At 67.7% G+C, this 15,076-nt stretch carries 19 protein-coding genes; 12 read left to right on the top strand and 7 right to left on the bottom strand.

What is annotated here, in order from left to right:
- Positions 1–204 precede the first annotated feature (204 nt).
- The 3 genes from FZP69_RS19640 to FZP69_RS19630 form a co-directional block, all read right to left on the bottom strand.
- Positions 205–1,116 (bottom strand): DMT family transporter, encoded by a 912-nt coding sequence (locus FZP69_RS19640; RefSeq protein ID WP_152043051.1) that lies wholly within the window; start codon positions 1,114–1,116, stop codon positions 205–207.
- Between the two features lie 864 nt (positions 1,117–1,980).
- A complete protein-coding gene (locus FZP69_RS19635) occupies positions 1,981–3,021 on the bottom strand; it encodes an NAD(P)/FAD-dependent oxidoreductase (RefSeq protein WP_152043050.1) in 1,041 nt (346 codons plus the stop codon).
- A gap of 77 nt (positions 3,022–3,098) precedes the next feature.
- On the bottom strand, positions 3,099–3,545 hold the full coding sequence (locus tag FZP69_RS19630; protein WP_152043049.1) for an ester cyclase: 447 nt from the start codon (positions 3,543–3,545) through the stop codon (positions 3,099–3,101).
- A gap of 127 nt (positions 3,546–3,672) precedes the next feature.
- Between FZP69_RS19630 and FZP69_RS19625 the strand changes: the two genes are divergently transcribed.
- The 7 genes from FZP69_RS19625 (at position 3,673) to FZP69_RS19595 (ending at position 7,994) form a co-directional block, all read left to right on the top strand.
- A complete protein-coding gene (locus FZP69_RS19625; RefSeq protein ID WP_152043048.1) occupies positions 3,673–4,371 on the top strand; it encodes an HAD family hydrolase in 699 nt (232 codons plus the stop codon).
- Positions 4,368–5,186, top strand: a complete 819-nt coding sequence (locus FZP69_RS19620) for an aldo/keto reductase (RefSeq protein WP_152043047.1) — start codon at positions 4,368–4,370, stop codon at positions 5,184–5,186. Before FZP69_RS19625 ends, FZP69_RS19620 begins: the two co-directional genes overlap by 4 nt.
- Positions 5,187–5,489: 303 nt before the next feature.
- Entirely contained in the window at positions 5,490–6,194 is a 705-nt protein-coding gene (locus tag FZP69_RS19615; protein WP_152043046.1) for an RAD55 family ATPase, read from the top strand.
- Positions 6,191–6,616, top strand: coding sequence for a hypothetical protein (locus FZP69_RS19610; RefSeq protein ID WP_394350165.1), 426 nt, complete (start codon positions 6,191–6,193; stop codon positions 6,614–6,616). Before FZP69_RS19615 ends, FZP69_RS19610 begins: the two co-directional genes overlap by 4 nt.
- 54 nt (positions 6,617–6,670) lie before the next feature.
- The gene (gene msrB / locus FZP69_RS19605; protein ID WP_152043045.1) at positions 6,671–7,087 is read left to right on the top strand and encodes a peptide-methionine (R)-S-oxide reductase MsrB; all 417 of its coding nucleotides are present in this window, start codon (positions 6,671–6,673) and stop codon (positions 7,085–7,087) included.
- Between the two features lie 129 nt (positions 7,088–7,216).
- The gene (locus tag FZP69_RS19600) at positions 7,217–7,474 is read left to right on the top strand and encodes a hypothetical protein (protein WP_152043044.1); all 258 of its coding nucleotides are present in this window, start codon (positions 7,217–7,219) and stop codon (positions 7,472–7,474) included.
- 124 nt (positions 7,475–7,598) lie between these two features.
- A complete protein-coding gene (locus FZP69_RS19595; protein ID WP_152043043.1) occupies positions 7,599–7,994 on the top strand; it encodes a pyridoxamine 5'-phosphate oxidase family protein in 396 nt (131 codons plus the stop codon).
- 110 nt (positions 7,995–8,104) lie between these two features.
- On the opposite strand, the gene FZP69_RS19590 is transcribed toward FZP69_RS19595, so the two are convergent.
- Positions 8,105–8,683, bottom strand: a complete 579-nt coding sequence (locus FZP69_RS19590; RefSeq protein WP_152043042.1) for a hypothetical protein — start codon at positions 8,681–8,683, stop codon at positions 8,105–8,107.
- 240 nt (positions 8,684–8,923) lie between these two features.
- On the opposite strand from FZP69_RS19590, the gene FZP69_RS19585 reads away from it, so the two are divergent.
- From FZP69_RS19585 to FZP69_RS19575, 3 genes are all read left to right on the top strand, one after another.
- Positions 8,924–9,364 carry an acyl-CoA thioesterase gene (locus FZP69_RS19585; protein ID WP_152043041.1) on the top strand — a complete coding sequence of 147 codons (441 nt, stop codon included), beginning with the start codon at positions 8,924–8,926 and terminating at the stop codon, positions 9,362–9,364.
- Positions 9,365–9,444: 80 nt separating this feature from the next.
- Positions 9,445–10,212, top strand: coding sequence for a hypothetical protein (locus FZP69_RS19580; RefSeq protein ID WP_152043040.1), 768 nt, complete (start codon positions 9,445–9,447; stop codon positions 10,210–10,212).
- A gap of 214 nt (positions 10,213–10,426) precedes the next feature.
- Positions 10,427–11,104 carry a cupin domain-containing protein gene (locus FZP69_RS19575; protein WP_152043039.1) on the top strand — a complete coding sequence of 226 codons (678 nt, stop codon included), beginning with the start codon at positions 10,427–10,429 and terminating at the stop codon, positions 11,102–11,104.
- A gap of 39 nt (positions 11,105–11,143) precedes the next feature.
- On the opposite strand, the gene FZP69_RS19570 is transcribed toward FZP69_RS19575, so the two are convergent.
- Positions 11,144–12,115: an aldo/keto reductase gene (locus tag FZP69_RS19570; RefSeq protein ID WP_152043038.1), complete on the bottom strand. Its 972-nt coding sequence runs from the start codon at positions 12,113–12,115 to the stop codon at positions 11,144–11,146.
- Between the two features lie 305 nt (positions 12,116–12,420).
- Positions 12,421–13,035 (bottom strand): translation initiation factor IF-2 subunit beta, encoded by a 615-nt coding sequence (locus FZP69_RS19565; protein ID WP_152043037.1) that lies wholly within the window; start codon positions 13,033–13,035, stop codon positions 12,421–12,423.
- 131 nt (positions 13,036–13,166) lie between these two features.
- Between FZP69_RS19565 and FZP69_RS19560 the strand changes: the two genes are divergently transcribed.
- Positions 13,167–13,400, top strand: a complete 234-nt coding sequence (locus FZP69_RS19560; protein ID WP_152043036.1) for a hypothetical protein — start codon at positions 13,167–13,169, stop codon at positions 13,398–13,400.
- Positions 13,401–13,646: 246 nt separating this feature from the next.
- On the top strand, positions 13,647–14,093 hold the full coding sequence (locus FZP69_RS19555; RefSeq protein ID WP_152043035.1) for a MaoC family dehydratase: 447 nt from the start codon (positions 13,647–13,649) through the stop codon (positions 14,091–14,093).
- A 78-nt stretch (positions 14,094–14,171) separates the two neighbouring features.
- Here the strand turns inward: FZP69_RS19555 and FZP69_RS19550 are convergent, their stop codons facing one another.
- Positions 14,172–15,020, bottom strand: a complete 849-nt coding sequence (locus FZP69_RS19550; protein WP_152043034.1) for an ion transporter — start codon at positions 15,018–15,020, stop codon at positions 14,172–14,174.
- Positions 15,021–15,076 lie beyond the last annotated feature (56 nt).

The raw sequence follows: 15,076 nt of genomic DNA, 5'->3' as shown, positions 1-15,076 counted from the left end.
CACTATTGTGACCATTCACAACGGTAGTTCTGCTGCATACAGCCTCTGTATCGGTCACGCCGCTACTGACAGAGATCGAGTAGCTGGCAGAGACGCTCGCTGAATACAGGGCGCGTAACCTGAATCAACAGTTTGCATCGTCTGCCGGTCTCTTCGAGAGCCATCCCGCAACATCAGGGGAGTGATTCTCCTGCGACGAGCGCCTCAGTCGTCGGAGTCGGTGAACGCCGGGGCCTCTGGAAGGGATCCGGGGTCCGTTTCCCCGGACTGGACAACGAGCACGCCGCATAGCACGAGCAGGCCACCCGCGAGGACGGAGAGCGTGACCGTCTCTCCGAGCAGTATCACACCGAGCACGACCGTGACCACCGGTTCGGCAGTGCTCACGACGCCGACCCTGCTCGCTTGCAGTCGGGATACTCCCTCGTAGAACAGCAGATGGGGTATCACCGTCGAGACGAGAGCGAGACCGAGCACGATCCACCATTCGTCACGTCCGGTCGGAAGCGCGAGACCGCCGTCGAGAACTCCATAGACGAGCATACTGACTGTCGTTCCGACGAGGATCCCGATCATGAGCGGCCGTGGTGAGATCGACGGTGACAACATCCGACTCCCGGTCGTATACACGGCGTAGCAAGCCGCCGAACCGAGCGCGAGGCCGACTCCGAGTGGATCGATATCGGTCATCCCTACCCCGACCACGAGCGCGATGCCGCCCGTCGCCAATCCAAGCGCGATCAGCTTCCGTACCGTCACGGTCTCGCCGAGGAAGGTAGCTGACAGCGCGACGACGAACGTCGGGTACGTGTATAGGACGATCGTGGCGATGCCAGCCGTGAGAAATCGCAGGGAGACGAAGAAGAACAGCGTCATGGCCGTGTAGGTCACACCGAGCGCGAGCGTCGTCAGCCAGTCACGCTCCGATCGGGGAAACGCCCAGCTACGGTTGATGGCGAGGGCAACCACTACGAGCGTCGCGATCGTGAACCGGACGGGGAGCAACGTCGCCAGGTCGAGGTCGATCGCTACTGCGAGCTTTCCGAAGATTCCGATCGTTCCAAACCCCGCGGCCGCGCCGAGCACCAGCACCGCCCCGATCGTGGATTCACGCACAACGCCACCAACTCTGCAGGTATTTTTACAATTTACGACAACTCGCTACCCGTAGCGAGATACCTCACTGAGGGTGTCGTCGGCGATCTCGGTGCTGAACCTACCCTCTGTATCGGTCACGCCGCTACCGACAGCAACCGGGTAGTTCGTTGCGGTCGTGCTGCGTACAGGGCGCGACTGTAGCCGGGCCGCTTCTCGGAGTTCGACCGTCTCTGAAGACACTCAGTAGAGACCAGTCGTGAAAACACGTGCTCTGTCGGCGCATCCACATCACACCACCTGGATCGAGATCAAACGCCACGGAGGGGTCATCCTTGCCACGGACCGGGTAGTAGTGAACGTGGTCTTGCTGCGTCGTTTTGCCGTCGGAAGACGTGAGTACCGTGAACCGGATTTCGTACTGCCGGGCGGGAACGATTCCCTCGCGCTGGACCTCTACCTTCCGGTTCTATCGAGAACGTCTGCTCGTAGACGCTTGCCTCGGCTCTCGCTTGTTTATCGGCACGAAACAGACGTAGCCACACCTCGTGTGGCTCATCGACGTGGCTGAAGACGGCCAGGTCCATCGATGCTCGGTCAGAGGGTAGTGCTGAGCACCCGATAGTGTACTTGCCCCTACGAGACTGGCCAGAGTCCTGCGGCGAGAGGGAGAGTCCACGCTTCCGGGAGCTTCTGTCCGAATACCTCTCTTGGGGGCTCTCCACCGTCTCGTTCACCGATAGCCGTGTTGTTGGACTTCCCGAACTCTATGGGCGAATCCTGGTTAGCATCGCTCTGCTGAATGCACCCTCCGAGTCGGCCGCACCGATCTCGACTATTTGGATTGTTCACGCTCGGAAGTACGGGGACATCCGCGAATCCCTCTCAGAACACCGATGTCGCGAGGTGTTCGCCCACGCGTTCGCCCTGTTCGATCCCGTTCCAGAGCGCCGCGTGGACCCGGCCCTCGCCGGCGACCCAGTCGCCCGCGAAGAACAGCCCCGCGTCCTCGGCCTCGTGGACCACGTCGGAGACGCCGTCGTCGGGCAGGGCGTAGCGCCAGCCCTGGTCGTCGTACCAGTCGGGTTCGGCGAACGAGGGGTCGTCGAGCAGCGTCGCCACCGTCTCGGCGACCGTCCCGACCGACTCGTCGAGCGGGTCGTCGTAGTGGGCGGTCGACCACGCGGGCGACATCTGCACCACGAGTAGCGACTCCCCGTCGGGGACGTGGCTCGGCTTGCACTCCTCGCGGGAGAGCCAGCCGACGTCGTGCTCCCTGTCGACGTTGACGAGCGCGTACCACGGGCGGTCGATCTCGAACGGGTAGTGCAGGAGGTACGACCGGATCGTCCGGTACGGCACCGATCCGACCGCCTCGCGCAGCCGGGGGAGCCGCGCGTCGTCCCACCGCGTGTCGGTGAGCAGTGCGGCAGTTTGCGGCGCCGGCGGCGTCAGGAGGAGCGCGTCGAACGGGCCGTGGCCGTCGCCGTCGGTGTCGGTGACCGACCAGCGGTCGCCCTCGCGGTCGAGTGCCGCGACGCGCGTCGCGGTCCGGACGTCGGCGTCGGTCCGGGCGAACAGCCGCTTGGCCAGTTGCGTCAGCCCCTCCGTCCAGGTGAACTTGTGGTCGTCGCGGTCGTCACCCTCCGTGATCCGTCCGCGTCGGTCGAACGTCCAGACCGGCTCCTCGACGTCGACCAGCCCGTCGTCGCCGAGTTCGCGGATCAGTCGGGTCGTGCGCTCGTCGGGGTCCTTGACGTAGTTTGCGCCGTGGTCGTACCGACAGCCGTGTCTCCGGCGGGTCGCCGCGCGACCACAGACGCCGCGGGACTTCTCGAGCACCGTCGCCTCGACGTCGGTGTTCCGGAGCGCGTACGCGGCACCCGCTCCGGCCGCACCCGCACCCACGACACACAGGGAAGTCATGCGCGATCGTTGGCACTGGGCAGTGAAAGGCGTCGTGGCCTGTCGCCCGGTCGACGATGTCGTGGCTCGTCCCCGACTCACTCGCTCCGCCCGGCGCCGTGTGGCTCGATCCCGTGCTGACGGAGCGCCGCCGGGAGGGCGAGGTAGATCCACGACTCGGCGATCTCGCCCTCGCTCTCGTCCACGCGGTCGATGACGACGCCCGAGAGGTCGACCTCGGCGCTCGTCGGGGGGAGACCCATGTGCTCGCCCTCGTGGGTTCCCGTCGCGGACCAGCGCGTCGTCACGCGATCGCCATCGACCAGCCGGTCCTCGACCGTCATCGCGAGGTCGGGGAACGCGTCGTGGAGGTGATCGACGTAGCCGCCCAGCGCGTCGGGTCCCACGAGCCGGTTCTCCTCGCCCATGAAGTGGACCGCGTAGTCGTCGGCGTACGACTCCTCGACTGTCTCGACGTCGCCGTGCCGCCAGACCTGATCGAAAGCCGTGGCCGCCAGGTGTCCAGCGTCCGGTATCTCGGACATCGATCGGACCTAGCGATGTCCGGATGTTGATTGTTCCGGCCGTTCCGCGTCGCTGACGACCCTCGCCCGGAGCGATCCTCACCCGTCGCCCGGCACGCTCATTAGCCGTCGGCACGCCTGCTGTGACGTGACCACAGACGCCTACGACGCAGTGCTCTTCGACAACGACGGCGTCCTGACGACGCTCGTCGACCGCGCCGTCCTCCGGGAGGCGGCCGCCGAGGCGTTCGCCGCGTTCGACGTCGACCCCGCGCCCGCGGACGTCGACCGGGTGACGGTCGGCGTCTCGCCGGACGACCTCGCCGCGGTGTGCGAGCGGTACGATCTCTCGCCCGAGGCGTTCTGGCGCGTCCGCGACGAGACGTCCTCTCGGGCACAGATCGACGCCGTCCACCGCGGGGAGAAGCGCCTGTACGACGACGTCGCCGCCGTCGAGGCCATCGACGCCCCCCGGGGCGTCGTGAGCTCGAACCAGCAGGCCACGCTGTCGTTCCTCGTCGACCACTTCGCCATCGGGTCGTGGTTCGAGACGGTACTCGGGCGGGAGCCGACGCCCGAGAGCCTCTCGCGCAAGAAGCCGTCAACGCACTACGTCGACCGCGCGCTGGCGACGCTCGACGTCGCCGCCGAGGACGCGCTGTTCGTCGGCGACACCTGGGTCGACGTCGTCGCGGGTGACCGGGCGGGCTGTGACACCGCCTTCGTCCGCCGCCCACACCGCCACGGTCACGCGCTCGACACGCCGCCGACGTACGAGGTCGAGCGACTCGACGACCTCCTGGCGTTCGACCGCGTCCCGGTTCGCGAGTCGGAGGCCGCACGATGAGCGATCCCGACGACGGGGCGGACACCAGCGGCCCGGTCGTCCCGCCGATCGGCCTCGGGACGATGGGTCTCGACGGCGACGCGGGGAGCGACGTCGTCACGACGGCGCTCGAACTCGGCTACCGCCACCTCGACACGGCACAGATCTACGGAAACGAGGCCGTCGTCGGGGCAGGGTTGCACCGGGCGCTCGACCGTGGGCTGGTCGACCGCGACGAGGTGCTGGTGGCGACGAAGGTGTGGGTCGACAACCTCGACCCCGACCGCTTCCGCGACTCCGTCGAGGCCTCCCGCGAGCGACTCGGCGTCGACACCATCGACCTGCTCTACCTCCACCGACCCCGCGGTTCGTACGATCCCCCCACGACCTTCCCGCTGTTCGACGCGTGCGTCGACGACGGTCTCGTCCGGCACGTCGGCGTGAGCAACTTCACGCTCGACCAGTTGCGGGATGCGCGCGCACACCTCGACGCCCCTCTCACCGCTCACCAGACGGAGTACCACCCGCTGTTCCGTCGGCCGGCGCTGGTACGAGACGCCCGCGAACACGGTTACACGGTCGTCGCGTACTCGCCGCTGGCGGGGGGCCGGGTATTCGACCTCGACCCCGTCGTCGCCGTCGCCGAGCGACACGACGTCTCTCCGGCGGTCGCGAGCATCGCGTGGCTCCGTGCGAAGGGGCTCGCCGTCGTTCCGAAGGCGTCATCCGCCGAGCATCTCCAGTCGAACCTCCATGCGGGCGACGTCGTCCTCGACGAGGCGGACGTCGCTCGCATCGACGCCATCGAGGCCGAAACGGAGCTGTACCCCGAGTAGGCCGGCCGCGGAACTGTCCTCCGAACGACTCCTCTCGCGCACGATGACGGAGCGTTCGTGCGGGCGTCTCGACGACCTCCGGTGGCGTTCGTGCGCGCACACCCCGTCGCGCCGACGAGCCGCGTGTGTCCGCCGCGTCGCGCCCACACGCGCCCTCGACCCCGACGCACCACCTCGAACTGTCGAGCAGCGGACAACTACTCCGAAATCCGTGGACAGGTCCGTATTTGCTGGCCGACGTGAATTATCTCACCTGATATCTGGTGGATAACGGTTATGCGTGGGTGCCGTGTCGGTCGCGGTATGAGAATCCGGAGCGGTGTCAGCGGTTTCGACGACCTCATCGGGGGCGGATTCCTTCCCGAACGCCTCTACGTCCTGAGTGGTCCTCCGGGGAGTGGCAAGACGACGTTCACCGCACAGTTCGTGGCCGAGGGGCTGCGGAACGGCGAGCAGTGCATGTACATCACGATGCACGAGACGCGCGAGGAGCTCGTGAACGACATGTCGAGTTACGACTTCGGCTTCGACACGCTCACCGACTCCGACAACTTCCGGTTCCTGAACCTGGTGAGTCCGAAGGGCAAACACGTCCTCAACCAGTTCTCGCAGAGCGGCGGCTCCTCGAGCGTCAAGTCGCTCACGGACAAGATCGTCGCGTTCGTCAACTCGCGCAACGTCGACCGACTCATCATCGACTCGACGATGCTCCTCCGGCTGTTCTTCGCCAACGGTTCCGAGGAGATGACGCGCTTTCTCACGGCGCTGAAGCAGGGCGACGCGACGACCCTGCTGGTCTCTGAGATGACCGACCCGTCGTCGTACTCCGACGAGCACTACCTCGCTCACGGCGTCGTCTTCTTCCACAACTACCTCGAGGCGGGCGGCATGACGCGAGGTGTCCAGGTCATCAAGATGCGGGGGACGAACATCGACTGCGACATCCGCTCGGCCACGTTCACCGACGGTGGACTCGTCGTCGATCCCTCGGCCAAGGTCGAGACGTGAGTGAGATGTACGAGGAGGCGTTCGGCTTCGACTGGGAGCGCCTCTCCGAGGAGCAGGCGCTCAAGCGGATGTACGCCCTCGGCGTCGCCGCGGTGCTCGGCGAGCGGCACCCCGACGAGTACAAACGCATCATGCGACAGGCGTCGACGGCCTACCGCAGAAGCGTCCTCGAACTCTCGTTCAAGGAGGGACAGCAGCGGGCCAAGAACAACCGCCGCGAGTTCGAAGAGCGCCAGGCCGTCTGGGACGCCCTCGTCGACACGGGGCCCGTCGCCGGTCCGCCGTCCGCACGCGACGACGCCGACGACCGCCGTCCGAAGGGGAGCGTCCCCGACGCGGTGACGCGCGCGCGATTGCTCGAGTACGGCTTCGACGACCTCGAGCGGATCCGGCTCCCCGAGCTGCTCCAGCGCGACGACTAGCGCCCGACCCACGGCGCGCCAAACCCTCTTCTGCTCTCGGACCCTCGTACGGGTATGGATCAGTCGACCACCGACACCCACGACCTCCCCGACTCCGACGCCGAGTGGCGCGAGCGACTCTCGCCGGAGGCGTACCGCGTCCTCCGCGAGGCCGGCACCGAGCCGAAGTTCAGCGGTGACTACCTCGGCAAGTCCGACGACGGCACCTACCGCTGCGCCGGCTGTGGCACGCCCCTGTTCGACGCCGACACCAAGTTCGACTCCAACAGCGGGTGGCCGAGCTTCTTCGACGTGCTCTCGGGTAACGTCGAGACGCGAGTCGACACGAGCCACGGGATGCGCCGTATCGAGGTGCTGTGTGCGACCTGCGACGGCCACCTCGGACACGTCTTCGAGGACGGTCCGGAGCCGACGGGCAAGCGCTACTGTATCAACTCCGTCGCGCTCGACTTCGAGCCGGACCGCGACTGACCGCACCGTTCGGTCCGCTCCCGGGAGTGACGACCGTCCCGGTCGGCCGTCACGTCGGGGGCGCTTAACCGGTAGTTACGCCCTCGTAATCACATCATATTTATGTATATTCGCGATGTCTTATCTATCATGTGGCGAGACGTACAGTCTGCTGGAGAGTCTCAGGACCCATACGTGTCGCTCGGACTCGTGCTCGTCGGGCTCGGAGCGCTCTGTCTCGCCGTCTTCTATCCGTTCCACCAGGTCTTCTGGCACGTGCCGGTGACGGACCTGCTCGCGGGTGGGCTCGTCGTCCCGGGCGAGACCGTCGTGATCGTCGCCGGTCTCCTCCTCGTCGCCGCGGCCGCGACGCCGCTCGGGATCCTCCTGCTCTTCATCCGGCTCTGATACGGCCTGCTCTCTCGTCTCCCGGTCGATCGCGTGTCGCAACGCGACCGATCCGGTCGTGACCGACAACAGGCCGTCTGACATCCCGCGGTACGTCTTTGCCGCCGCCGCTCCTCCCCCCCGCATGACCGTCGTGCCACCCGAGGCCGCGGACCTGCTCACGAGCGAACCGCTGATGGCGCACCTCGCGACCTGTCGTGGGGATCGGCCCCACGTCGCACCAGTGTGGTACGTGTACGACTCCACCGACGAGGTCGTCGAACTCGTCACCACCGGGCGCAAACTCGCCAACGTCCGCGAGAACCCGTACGTGGCGCTGTCGATCCAGAAGGACACCGGAGGCCACGCGGAGTGGACGGTGACGCTGCTCGGCACCGCGGAGGTCGTCGACGACGAGGCCGCCACGCGCGAGGCGACCCGGCGCATCAATGCGAAGTACGACGCGCGCGAGGAGGCGTGGTCGGAGAACCGGCTCGTCCGGGTCAGTGTCGGGACGGCCTCGTACCGCACGTACGAGTGACCGCCCTCGCGGTCTGCAGGCACAGCCGCTCGCAGGTTCGAACGCGGGCTCTGCCCAGCCGATCGCCGGCCTCTGACTGTCGGCCGGCTGTCGTCCGTGGCCCGTCGTCCTCACGCTGCCTTCCGGCGTAGCTGGGAGAGCTGATACAGGAGGAAACTGCCGTAGTACGGGGAGATCACGATCACGATCGGGTAGGCGAGGACCAGGAGGATCGCGAGATCGGCGTTCTGAAGTCCCGCCGCCTGAAACGGCCCACCGAGGAAGTAGACCCACACGACGAATGCACCGGTGGACAGGATGCTCTGCCATCCGACGTTCGCCTCCCGCCACCACCTGACGTCGGATCCGTCTGACGGATCCTCGGGCCTGTCGACCGCCTGATAGACGTAGATCGGGGTGGCGACGACGGCCAGCACGAACAGCGCCCACTGTGCCCATGCTGGGAGCGCGTACAGCTCCGCAGCCCCTTCGAGTGCCGCCCAGAGCGCGAGCAAGTTGGCCGGGATGTTCGTCCGCAAGAACAGCAGTGAGTGTTGCAGCCCTCCCCCGACCACATCGCTACCCCATCCCTCACCCTGGTCGTCGTCACCGTCGACGCTCCCTCGTCGTGTCCCGTGGACCGTCTCGTCCGATGACTGATCCGTGCTCGAGTCGATCGACGGTGGGAACCGGGTAGCCGCGATTTGCACGACATAAATATGCTACGTCTGACATTAAAGATTACTCAGTGGCGCCACGAGCCGGACGGACGACGTCCGAGAAGGGTCGGCGACGGATCGGCGTGCCCGGCGAGCTGGTGTCGGCATCCTGGTAGCGCCGTCGAACAGCCTGCGATCGTCCTCCGGGGAACGGTCGAGCCGCGATCGCGCGCGTTGATCACGGGCGCACGGCGACACCAGACGTAAGCCGCTCGGCCGACCTCTCCAACCATGCCCACCCCCTCGGAGACGTACATCCAGAACCGCGAGCGCATCCAGCCGAACCAGACCAACAACTACGACACGGCCCACGGCGGCGTCGTGATGCACCTGATGGACGAGATCGGCGCGATGAGTGCGATGCGCTTTGCGGGGGAAACGTGCGTCACCGCCCGGGTCGAGAGCCTCGACTTCCGCCGACCCATCCCACGAGGCGACATCGCCGTCGTGGAGGCGTGGGTGTACGACGCCGGTCGGACGAGCGTCAAGGTTCGGATCCGCGTCGACCGCGAGGACCCCCGGACGGGCGAGTGCGAGCGCACGAGCGACTCCACGTTCACGTTCGTCTCCGTCGACACCCACGGCGCTCCCCAACCGGTGCCCGATCTGACCGTCGAGACGGACCGCGACCGCGACCTTCGGGACGAGGGGCTGGCCACGCACGATGGCTGATCCCACCGGGGTTTCGACCCGACGCCGCTCGCTCCGACGGCGGCCAGTGACCTTGATACGGCTCGCTCCCTAGCGAGGTCGTGACCACGACAACGGACACGGAGACGGACACAGACCTGAACCACCGCGATCGGGCCATCCGCGCGCTCTCGGGGGAGCGCTACGCCGAGGCGGGAGACGCGTACACGCTCGCGGCGTACGGGGGACTGTCGGGCCTCGACGGTCGCCGTCGAGAGGCGTTCGATCCCGACGACGCCGGCTGGGTCGGCTACCCGCTGGCGTCGCTGTTCCTCGCCGGCGTCTGCTATCGGCTCGCCGGGAGCGACGACCGCGCGCGCAACCGTGCCGGCCAGGGTATCCTCGTCGCCGGCGACCAGCGCGAGCACGTACTCGTCCACCCCGTCGACCGCGCCGCCTGCCACGAGTGGACCGGCGACCTCCGGACCGTCGCGGGCGACGCCGACCGGGCGACCGCCGCCTACGACCGCGCCGCGGACGCCTACGCCGATGCCGCGCCCGACTCGCCCGCAGAGGCGACGACGCGACCGCTCCTCCAGTCGAACACCGACGCCGTCCTCCAGCTCTCGCGTCCCGACGACCTCGACTGGGGTGACCTCCACGGCACCGACGGATCGGACGCACTCGCTCGTCGGGTCCGATTCAAGCGGTCGCGGCTCCGGTCGCTCCTCGCGACCAGAGCCGACGACGGCCGGCTGTTCGCCCCCCGCGGTTCGACCGAGTACGGGGTCGACGCGTTCCGCTGTCCCGACTGCGGCGCGCGCGACGTCAACTACGTCGCCGAGACGGTGCTGTGCCTGCGGTGCAACGGCGTCGTCGATCGCGCGTGAGGAGTATCCTCGCCGTCTTGCCGCCCTGCCGACCCGCCGACCCGCCGACCCGCCGACCCGCTGACCCGCTGACCCGCTGACCCGCTGACCTGCTGACCCACCCCCGCGACGCTCCCGATCGCATCGACCGGCCGATCACACCACCCGCGCCGGTCAGACCGACCACACCGACCGCGCCGAAACGGTCTTTCGCCTCGATCCCGTCGCGCCGCACATGGCAGCGCGATCCGACGAGCGCGTCTCCGTCTCGAACCCGGTGACCGGCGTCTCGCTCTCCGAACTCCCGGACGACGAGTCGGCCGCCGAGATCCGCCTCGCCCCGGGCGCGCAGGGGCCGGCGGAGCACGTCCACCGCACCACCGAAGAGCGGTTCGAGGTCCGCGAGGGAAGCGTGACTTTCCGGATCGACGGCCGCGAGCGACGGATCGACCCCGGCACCGAGATACGCGTCTCGCCCGGCACGCCGCACACGTTCCGCAACGAGGGGAGCGAGGAGGCTGTGATGGTCGTCCGGACCGTCCCGCCGAACGCCCTGCTGGGAGAGGTCGTGGTGACACTGTTCGGTCTCGCACACGACGGAAAGGTCGACGGCCGCGGTCGCCCCGGCTTCCTCCGAGCGATGGCGATGGCGGAGGCGGCGGTCGACGAGACGTACTTCACCGGTGCCCCGTACGCGCTCCAGCGGGCGCTCGGCGAGACGTTCGGCCCGCTGGCACGAGCGCTCGGCTACCGGGCGACCGAGGAACGGTATCTCGACGACGGCTTCTGGCGGGCCCGTGCGGGCGGTGGGGACGATTCGACGGACTCGACGAACTCGACTGGTTCGACGCGCGGCACCGAGATCCCGGTCGTCGACGAGCGCGAGGCCGGCGGTTCGAAGACCTCCGAGTGAGTCGTCGGACGACCCCTGTCCGCCCAGCCACGCCCGGCTCTACTCGTGTCCGGACACCCGAACCGGCTGGTACGGCTCCTCGAGCCACTCGACGTCCGACTCCGAGAGCGAGACGTCGAGCGCCTCGACCGCGTCCTCGAGGTGTTCGACGCTCGACGTGCCCAGGATCGGCGTCGTCACCCAGTCCTTGTGGAACAGCCACGCCAGTGACAGCTGTGCCATCTTCACGTCCTTCTCCGCCGCGAGTTCCTGGACACGCTCGTTCACCTCGACGCCACCACCGTCGAGGTAGGGTCGCCCCACGTCGGCCTCGTGTTCACCGCGCGTCGTCGCCTCGAACGCCTCGTGTGGCCGGGTGAGGTAGCCCGCACCGAGCGGCGACCACGGCATCACGGCGACGTCCTCCTTCGCACACAGGGGGAGCATCTCGCGCTCCTCCTCGCGGTACGCGAGGTTGTAGAGGTTCTGCATCGAGACGAACCGTTCCAGTCCCTCCCTCTCGGCGGTGTGGAGCGCCTCGGCGAACTGGTGGGCCCACATCGACGACGCCCCGACGTGGCGGACCGACCCCCTCCGAACCGCGTCGTCGAGCGCGCGGAGCGTGGTCTCGATCGGCGTGTCGTAATCCCACCGGTGGATCTGGTAGAGGTCGACCGTCTCCATCCCGAGCCTGGAGAGCGAGGCGTCGAGCTCCTGCTCGATGGCCTTGCGGGAGAGGCCGCCCGAGTTGGGGTCGTCCTCGCGCATCCGGGCGTACCCCTTGGTGGCGACGACCATCTCGTCGCGGTCGTACTCCCCCAAGACCTCCCCCAGGATCTCCTCGCTCTCGCCGTACGAGTAGACGTTGGCGGTGTCGAAGAAGTTGATCCCCAGGTCGATGGCGCGCTCGATCACCTCGCGGCTCGCCTCGGCGTCGAGCGTCCAGTCGTCCCAGTTCGTGCCGAAGCTCATACAGCCCAGACAGATGCGTGAGACGGTCGTCCCCGTCGTGCCGAACGTGGTGTACTCCATGGTTCGGAGTCGGCCAACGGACGAATAAAACTACGCCGACAGAGCCGGTTCAGGTCCGACGACTCCGCCCCGGTCACGTCGTCGGGGCTGCTCTCCCTGCGGCCGGCCCGACGAGTCGGTCCACCACCGTCTCGACCTCGCCGCGGTCGACGTCGGTCGCGTCCGCGTGGCTCGGTCGCCCGTCCACGGTGACGGGTCGTCCCAGCGCGTCCGTCCACGGTGGCGAGCCGTTCTGGTGCGTCGACGTCGTCGCTGTCCTGGTTGGTTCGGCGGTGAGAATCAGCCGTCGCCTGCGTGTGTGGCGCTCAGACCTTCCGGGCGAACGCCAGCGAGCCGCTGATGTTCTCGATCCGGGCGCTGACGACCTGTCCTTCGCGAGCGCCGGGGACGAAGATGGTGTACTTGCCGCGCTCGGCGACGCCGTCGCCCTTCCGCCCGGTCCCGGTGATCTCCACCTCGTACGTCTTCCCCTCCTCGATGACGTCGCGCGGGGTCTGCGTCGTCGTCTGTTTCTTCTGCTTCTCGACGGGTCGGAACGCCCCACAGGCCGTACAGCGGAGCATGTCGACGCCGTCTTCGGTCGTGAGTCGCGTGTCGGGCAGGCCGCACTCGCTGCAGAGGACGAACTCTTCGATGTAGTTCTCGACGGCGGTGTCGAAGTCCGCCACGGTGAACGAGCCGTTGTATCGGGCGCGGTCGCCGTCGAACTGGCCAGCCGTCCCGAGTTCGCGCTGGATGGCCCGGTGGACGTGTTCGGGCTCGCGCGAGAGCGCGTCGGCGATGGCACCGAGGTTCGTCAGCCGTGTGAACGCACCGTCGGTCTCCCCCGTGGGGTCCGGGACACGGAGTCGACGGTCTTCCGTTCCGGTCCGCTCCGGCAAGGCGTCGATGGCACGGTCGAGAGAAGATTCGTAGTCCATGGGGACGAGAAAGTGCTCGAGACGGATAGCCGTTGGCAATCTCCACCGATCCGTGGCAGATAATTACACGCACGTCCAGCCGTCACCTGGCTCACCGACAGGTCGATGTGCCCCACGGTCGACCGTCCTACATGGCACTCTCACCCGTCACCACCCCCGGGCGGTCGATCACGGAGACGCTCCGACTCGTCGAACTCGTCGTCTGGACGGTCGGCGTCGTCGGCGTCGTCGCCCTGCTCTGTGCGACGCTCGTCGGCGCGTTCGTCGTCTCGTCACGGCCACTCGGCCCCGGGCACGTTGCACTGCTCGCCACGGTCGTCGTCGGCACGCTCGCGTTCGTCGCCGCGGAGTTCGTGTTCGAGTAGCCGCCACGGTCGTCGCGGCTGCGGCCTCCAGTGGCCCGCTCACCTCCGTGGTTCGTCGTCTCGCTCCGCTCCAGCATCGCATCCGCCGCTCTCGTTCCCTCTCAGCTCCTGCCACCGTTCTTTCGTTCCCCCGCCGTTCTCTCGGCTCTCGCCGCCGTCGGTCTGCGTCGCGTCCGACGGCCGGCTGTGTGCCCTCGACGCTCACCTCGGGGCGGCTATTTGACAGTTCGCGTCGTCCCCCCGACCATGTCCGAAGACGAGACCGTCTGGCCGAGCGGTGCGCCGCAGGTCGGCGATCGAGCGGAGCGCTCGCGCGAGATCCGCGCGGAGTACATCGACTACTTCACCGAGATCACGGGCGACACCAACCCCCTCCACTACGACGAGGTGGCCGCCGAAGCGACCCCGTTCGGGGGGATCGTCGTCCAGGGCGGCGTGACGAGCGGCATCCTCAACGCCGTCGTCGCCGAGGACCTCCCCGGGCCGGGGACGGTGTTCATGAGCGTGGACTGGGACTTCACCGCGCCGGTCCGTCCCGGCGACACGATCACCGGCGTCGTCGAGGTCACGGCCGTGCGCGAGGACAAACCCATCACAGAACTGCGGACGCGGGTGACGCGCGACGACGGAACCGAGGTGCTCTCGGGGACCGCCGTCTGCTACACGTTCGACGTCTCGGCGTCGGCCCGGTGAGACCCTTCGGCGTCTCGCCCGTTGGAACTCTTCGGACCGCCTCGCTCGGACCCCGACCGCGGATGGTCGACGTCCGGGCTACGACTCCCGCGAGTCGTGTTCCTGGTAGATGACGTGGCCGCAGGCCTTGCAGTGGGAGGCGTCCGCGTCGTGGTACTCCAGCCCACACTCCGGGCAGGTGACGTTCCGCTTGTCCCGGGAGGTCCACTCGCGGACGATCTTCGACGCCTGCCACGGGATGAAGATGATGCCGGCGAGGATCGCGGCGATGGTCACCCACCGCCCGGCGTCGGTGGTCGGCGTGATGTCGCCGAAGCCGACCGTAGTGAGTGTGACCACCGTGAAGTAAAACGCGTCACCGAACGTGTCGACGCCGGCGTTACCGCGGTGTTCGAACTCGTAGAACAGCCCCGCCGAGACGAAGAAGATCGCCACCACGGTCATGAGCAGTTTCATCACCCGGAGCGTCTCGACCGAGACCGTCCCGAAGAAGAACTCCTCGTCGCGGGTGAAGCGGAAGAAGCGGAGGATCCGGACCACGCGCAGCAGCTGCAGGACGCCCAGTCCGGCCACCGACCCCGGAGACACGAGCACCGCGAACGTCGGGACGATCGCGAGGAGGTCGACGACCGTGTACGGGTTCGTCACCTCCGCGAGTCGGTTCCGCGCCCCGTACAGCCTGAGCAGGTACTCGACGAGGAAGACGGTCGCGATACCCACCTCCACGGCCCACAGCCCCCCCTGTGCGCCGCCGGAGAGCGGATACGTCTGCGCGACGAAGATCCCGATGAACACCAGATTGAGGGCGAGGAGGCCGACGTCGATCGCTTTGCCCGCCGTCGTCCGGTGATCGATCAGGTAGAAGCGAACCGTGTCCCGTGTGGTCCGTCCGCGCGACACGTGCTGGTGCCCCCCGTGACCGTCCATACTCTCCGTACTGGACGGCTGCGACTAAGCTTTCCGGCACTCTGGACCAGCCCTCC

The sequence above is a fragment of the Salinigranum salinum genome (genome assembly GCF_009176545.1).
Lineage (GTDB): Archaea > Halobacteriota > Halobacteria > Halobacteriales > Haloferacaceae > Salinigranum > Salinigranum salinum.
Note: the sequence above shows the minus strand (reverse complement) of the source record. Positions and strands in the feature narration are given on the sequence as shown.

Excerpts from the sequence above, each read along its gene's own strand:
- FZP69_RS19620 (WP_152043047.1), top strand. The coding sequence starts at position 4,368 with ATGAGCGATCCCGACGACGGGGCGGACACCAGCGGCCCGGTCGTCCCG.
- FZP69_RS19575 (WP_152043039.1), top strand. The coding sequence starts at position 10,427 with ATGGCAGCGCGATCCGACGAGCGCGTCTCCGTCTCGAACCCGGTGACC.
- FZP69_RS19615 (WP_152043046.1), top strand. The coding sequence starts at position 5,490 with ATGAGAATCCGGAGCGGTGTCAGCGGTTTCGACGACCTCATCGGGGGC.
- FZP69_RS19600 (WP_152043044.1), top strand. The coding sequence starts at position 7,217 with ATGTGGCGAGACGTACAGTCTGCTGGAGAGTCTCAGGACCCATACGTG.
- FZP69_RS19595 (WP_152043043.1), top strand. The coding sequence starts at position 7,599 with ATGACCGTCGTGCCACCCGAGGCCGCGGACCTGCTCACGAGCGAACCG.
- FZP69_RS19565 (WP_152043037.1), bottom strand. The coding sequence starts at position 13,035 with ATGGACTACGAATCTTCTCTCGACCGTGCCATCGACGCCTTGCCGGAG.
- msrB (WP_152043045.1), top strand. The coding sequence starts at position 6,671 with ATGGATCAGTCGACCACCGACACCCACGACCTCCCCGACTCCGACGCC.
- FZP69_RS19560 (WP_152043036.1), top strand. The coding sequence starts at position 13,167 with ATGGCACTCTCACCCGTCACCACCCCCGGGCGGTCGATCACGGAGACG.
- FZP69_RS19550 (WP_152043034.1), bottom strand. The coding sequence starts at position 15,020 with ATGGACGGTCACGGGGGGCACCAGCACGTGTCGCGCGGACGGACCACA.
- FZP69_RS19555 (WP_152043035.1), top strand. The coding sequence starts at position 13,647 with ATGTCCGAAGACGAGACCGTCTGGCCGAGCGGTGCGCCGCAGGTCGGC.
- FZP69_RS19585 (WP_152043041.1), top strand. The coding sequence starts at position 8,924 with ATGCCCACCCCCTCGGAGACGTACATCCAGAACCGCGAGCGCATCCAG.
- FZP69_RS19630 (WP_152043049.1), bottom strand. The coding sequence starts at position 3,545 with ATGTCCGAGATACCGGACGCTGGACACCTGGCGGCCACGGCTTTCGAT.
- FZP69_RS19635 (WP_152043050.1), bottom strand. The coding sequence starts at position 3,021 with ATGACTTCCCTGTGTGTCGTGGGTGCGGGTGCGGCCGGAGCGGGTGCC.
- FZP69_RS19570 (WP_152043038.1), bottom strand. The coding sequence starts at position 12,115 with ATGGAGTACACCACGTTCGGCACGACGGGGACGACCGTCTCACGCATC.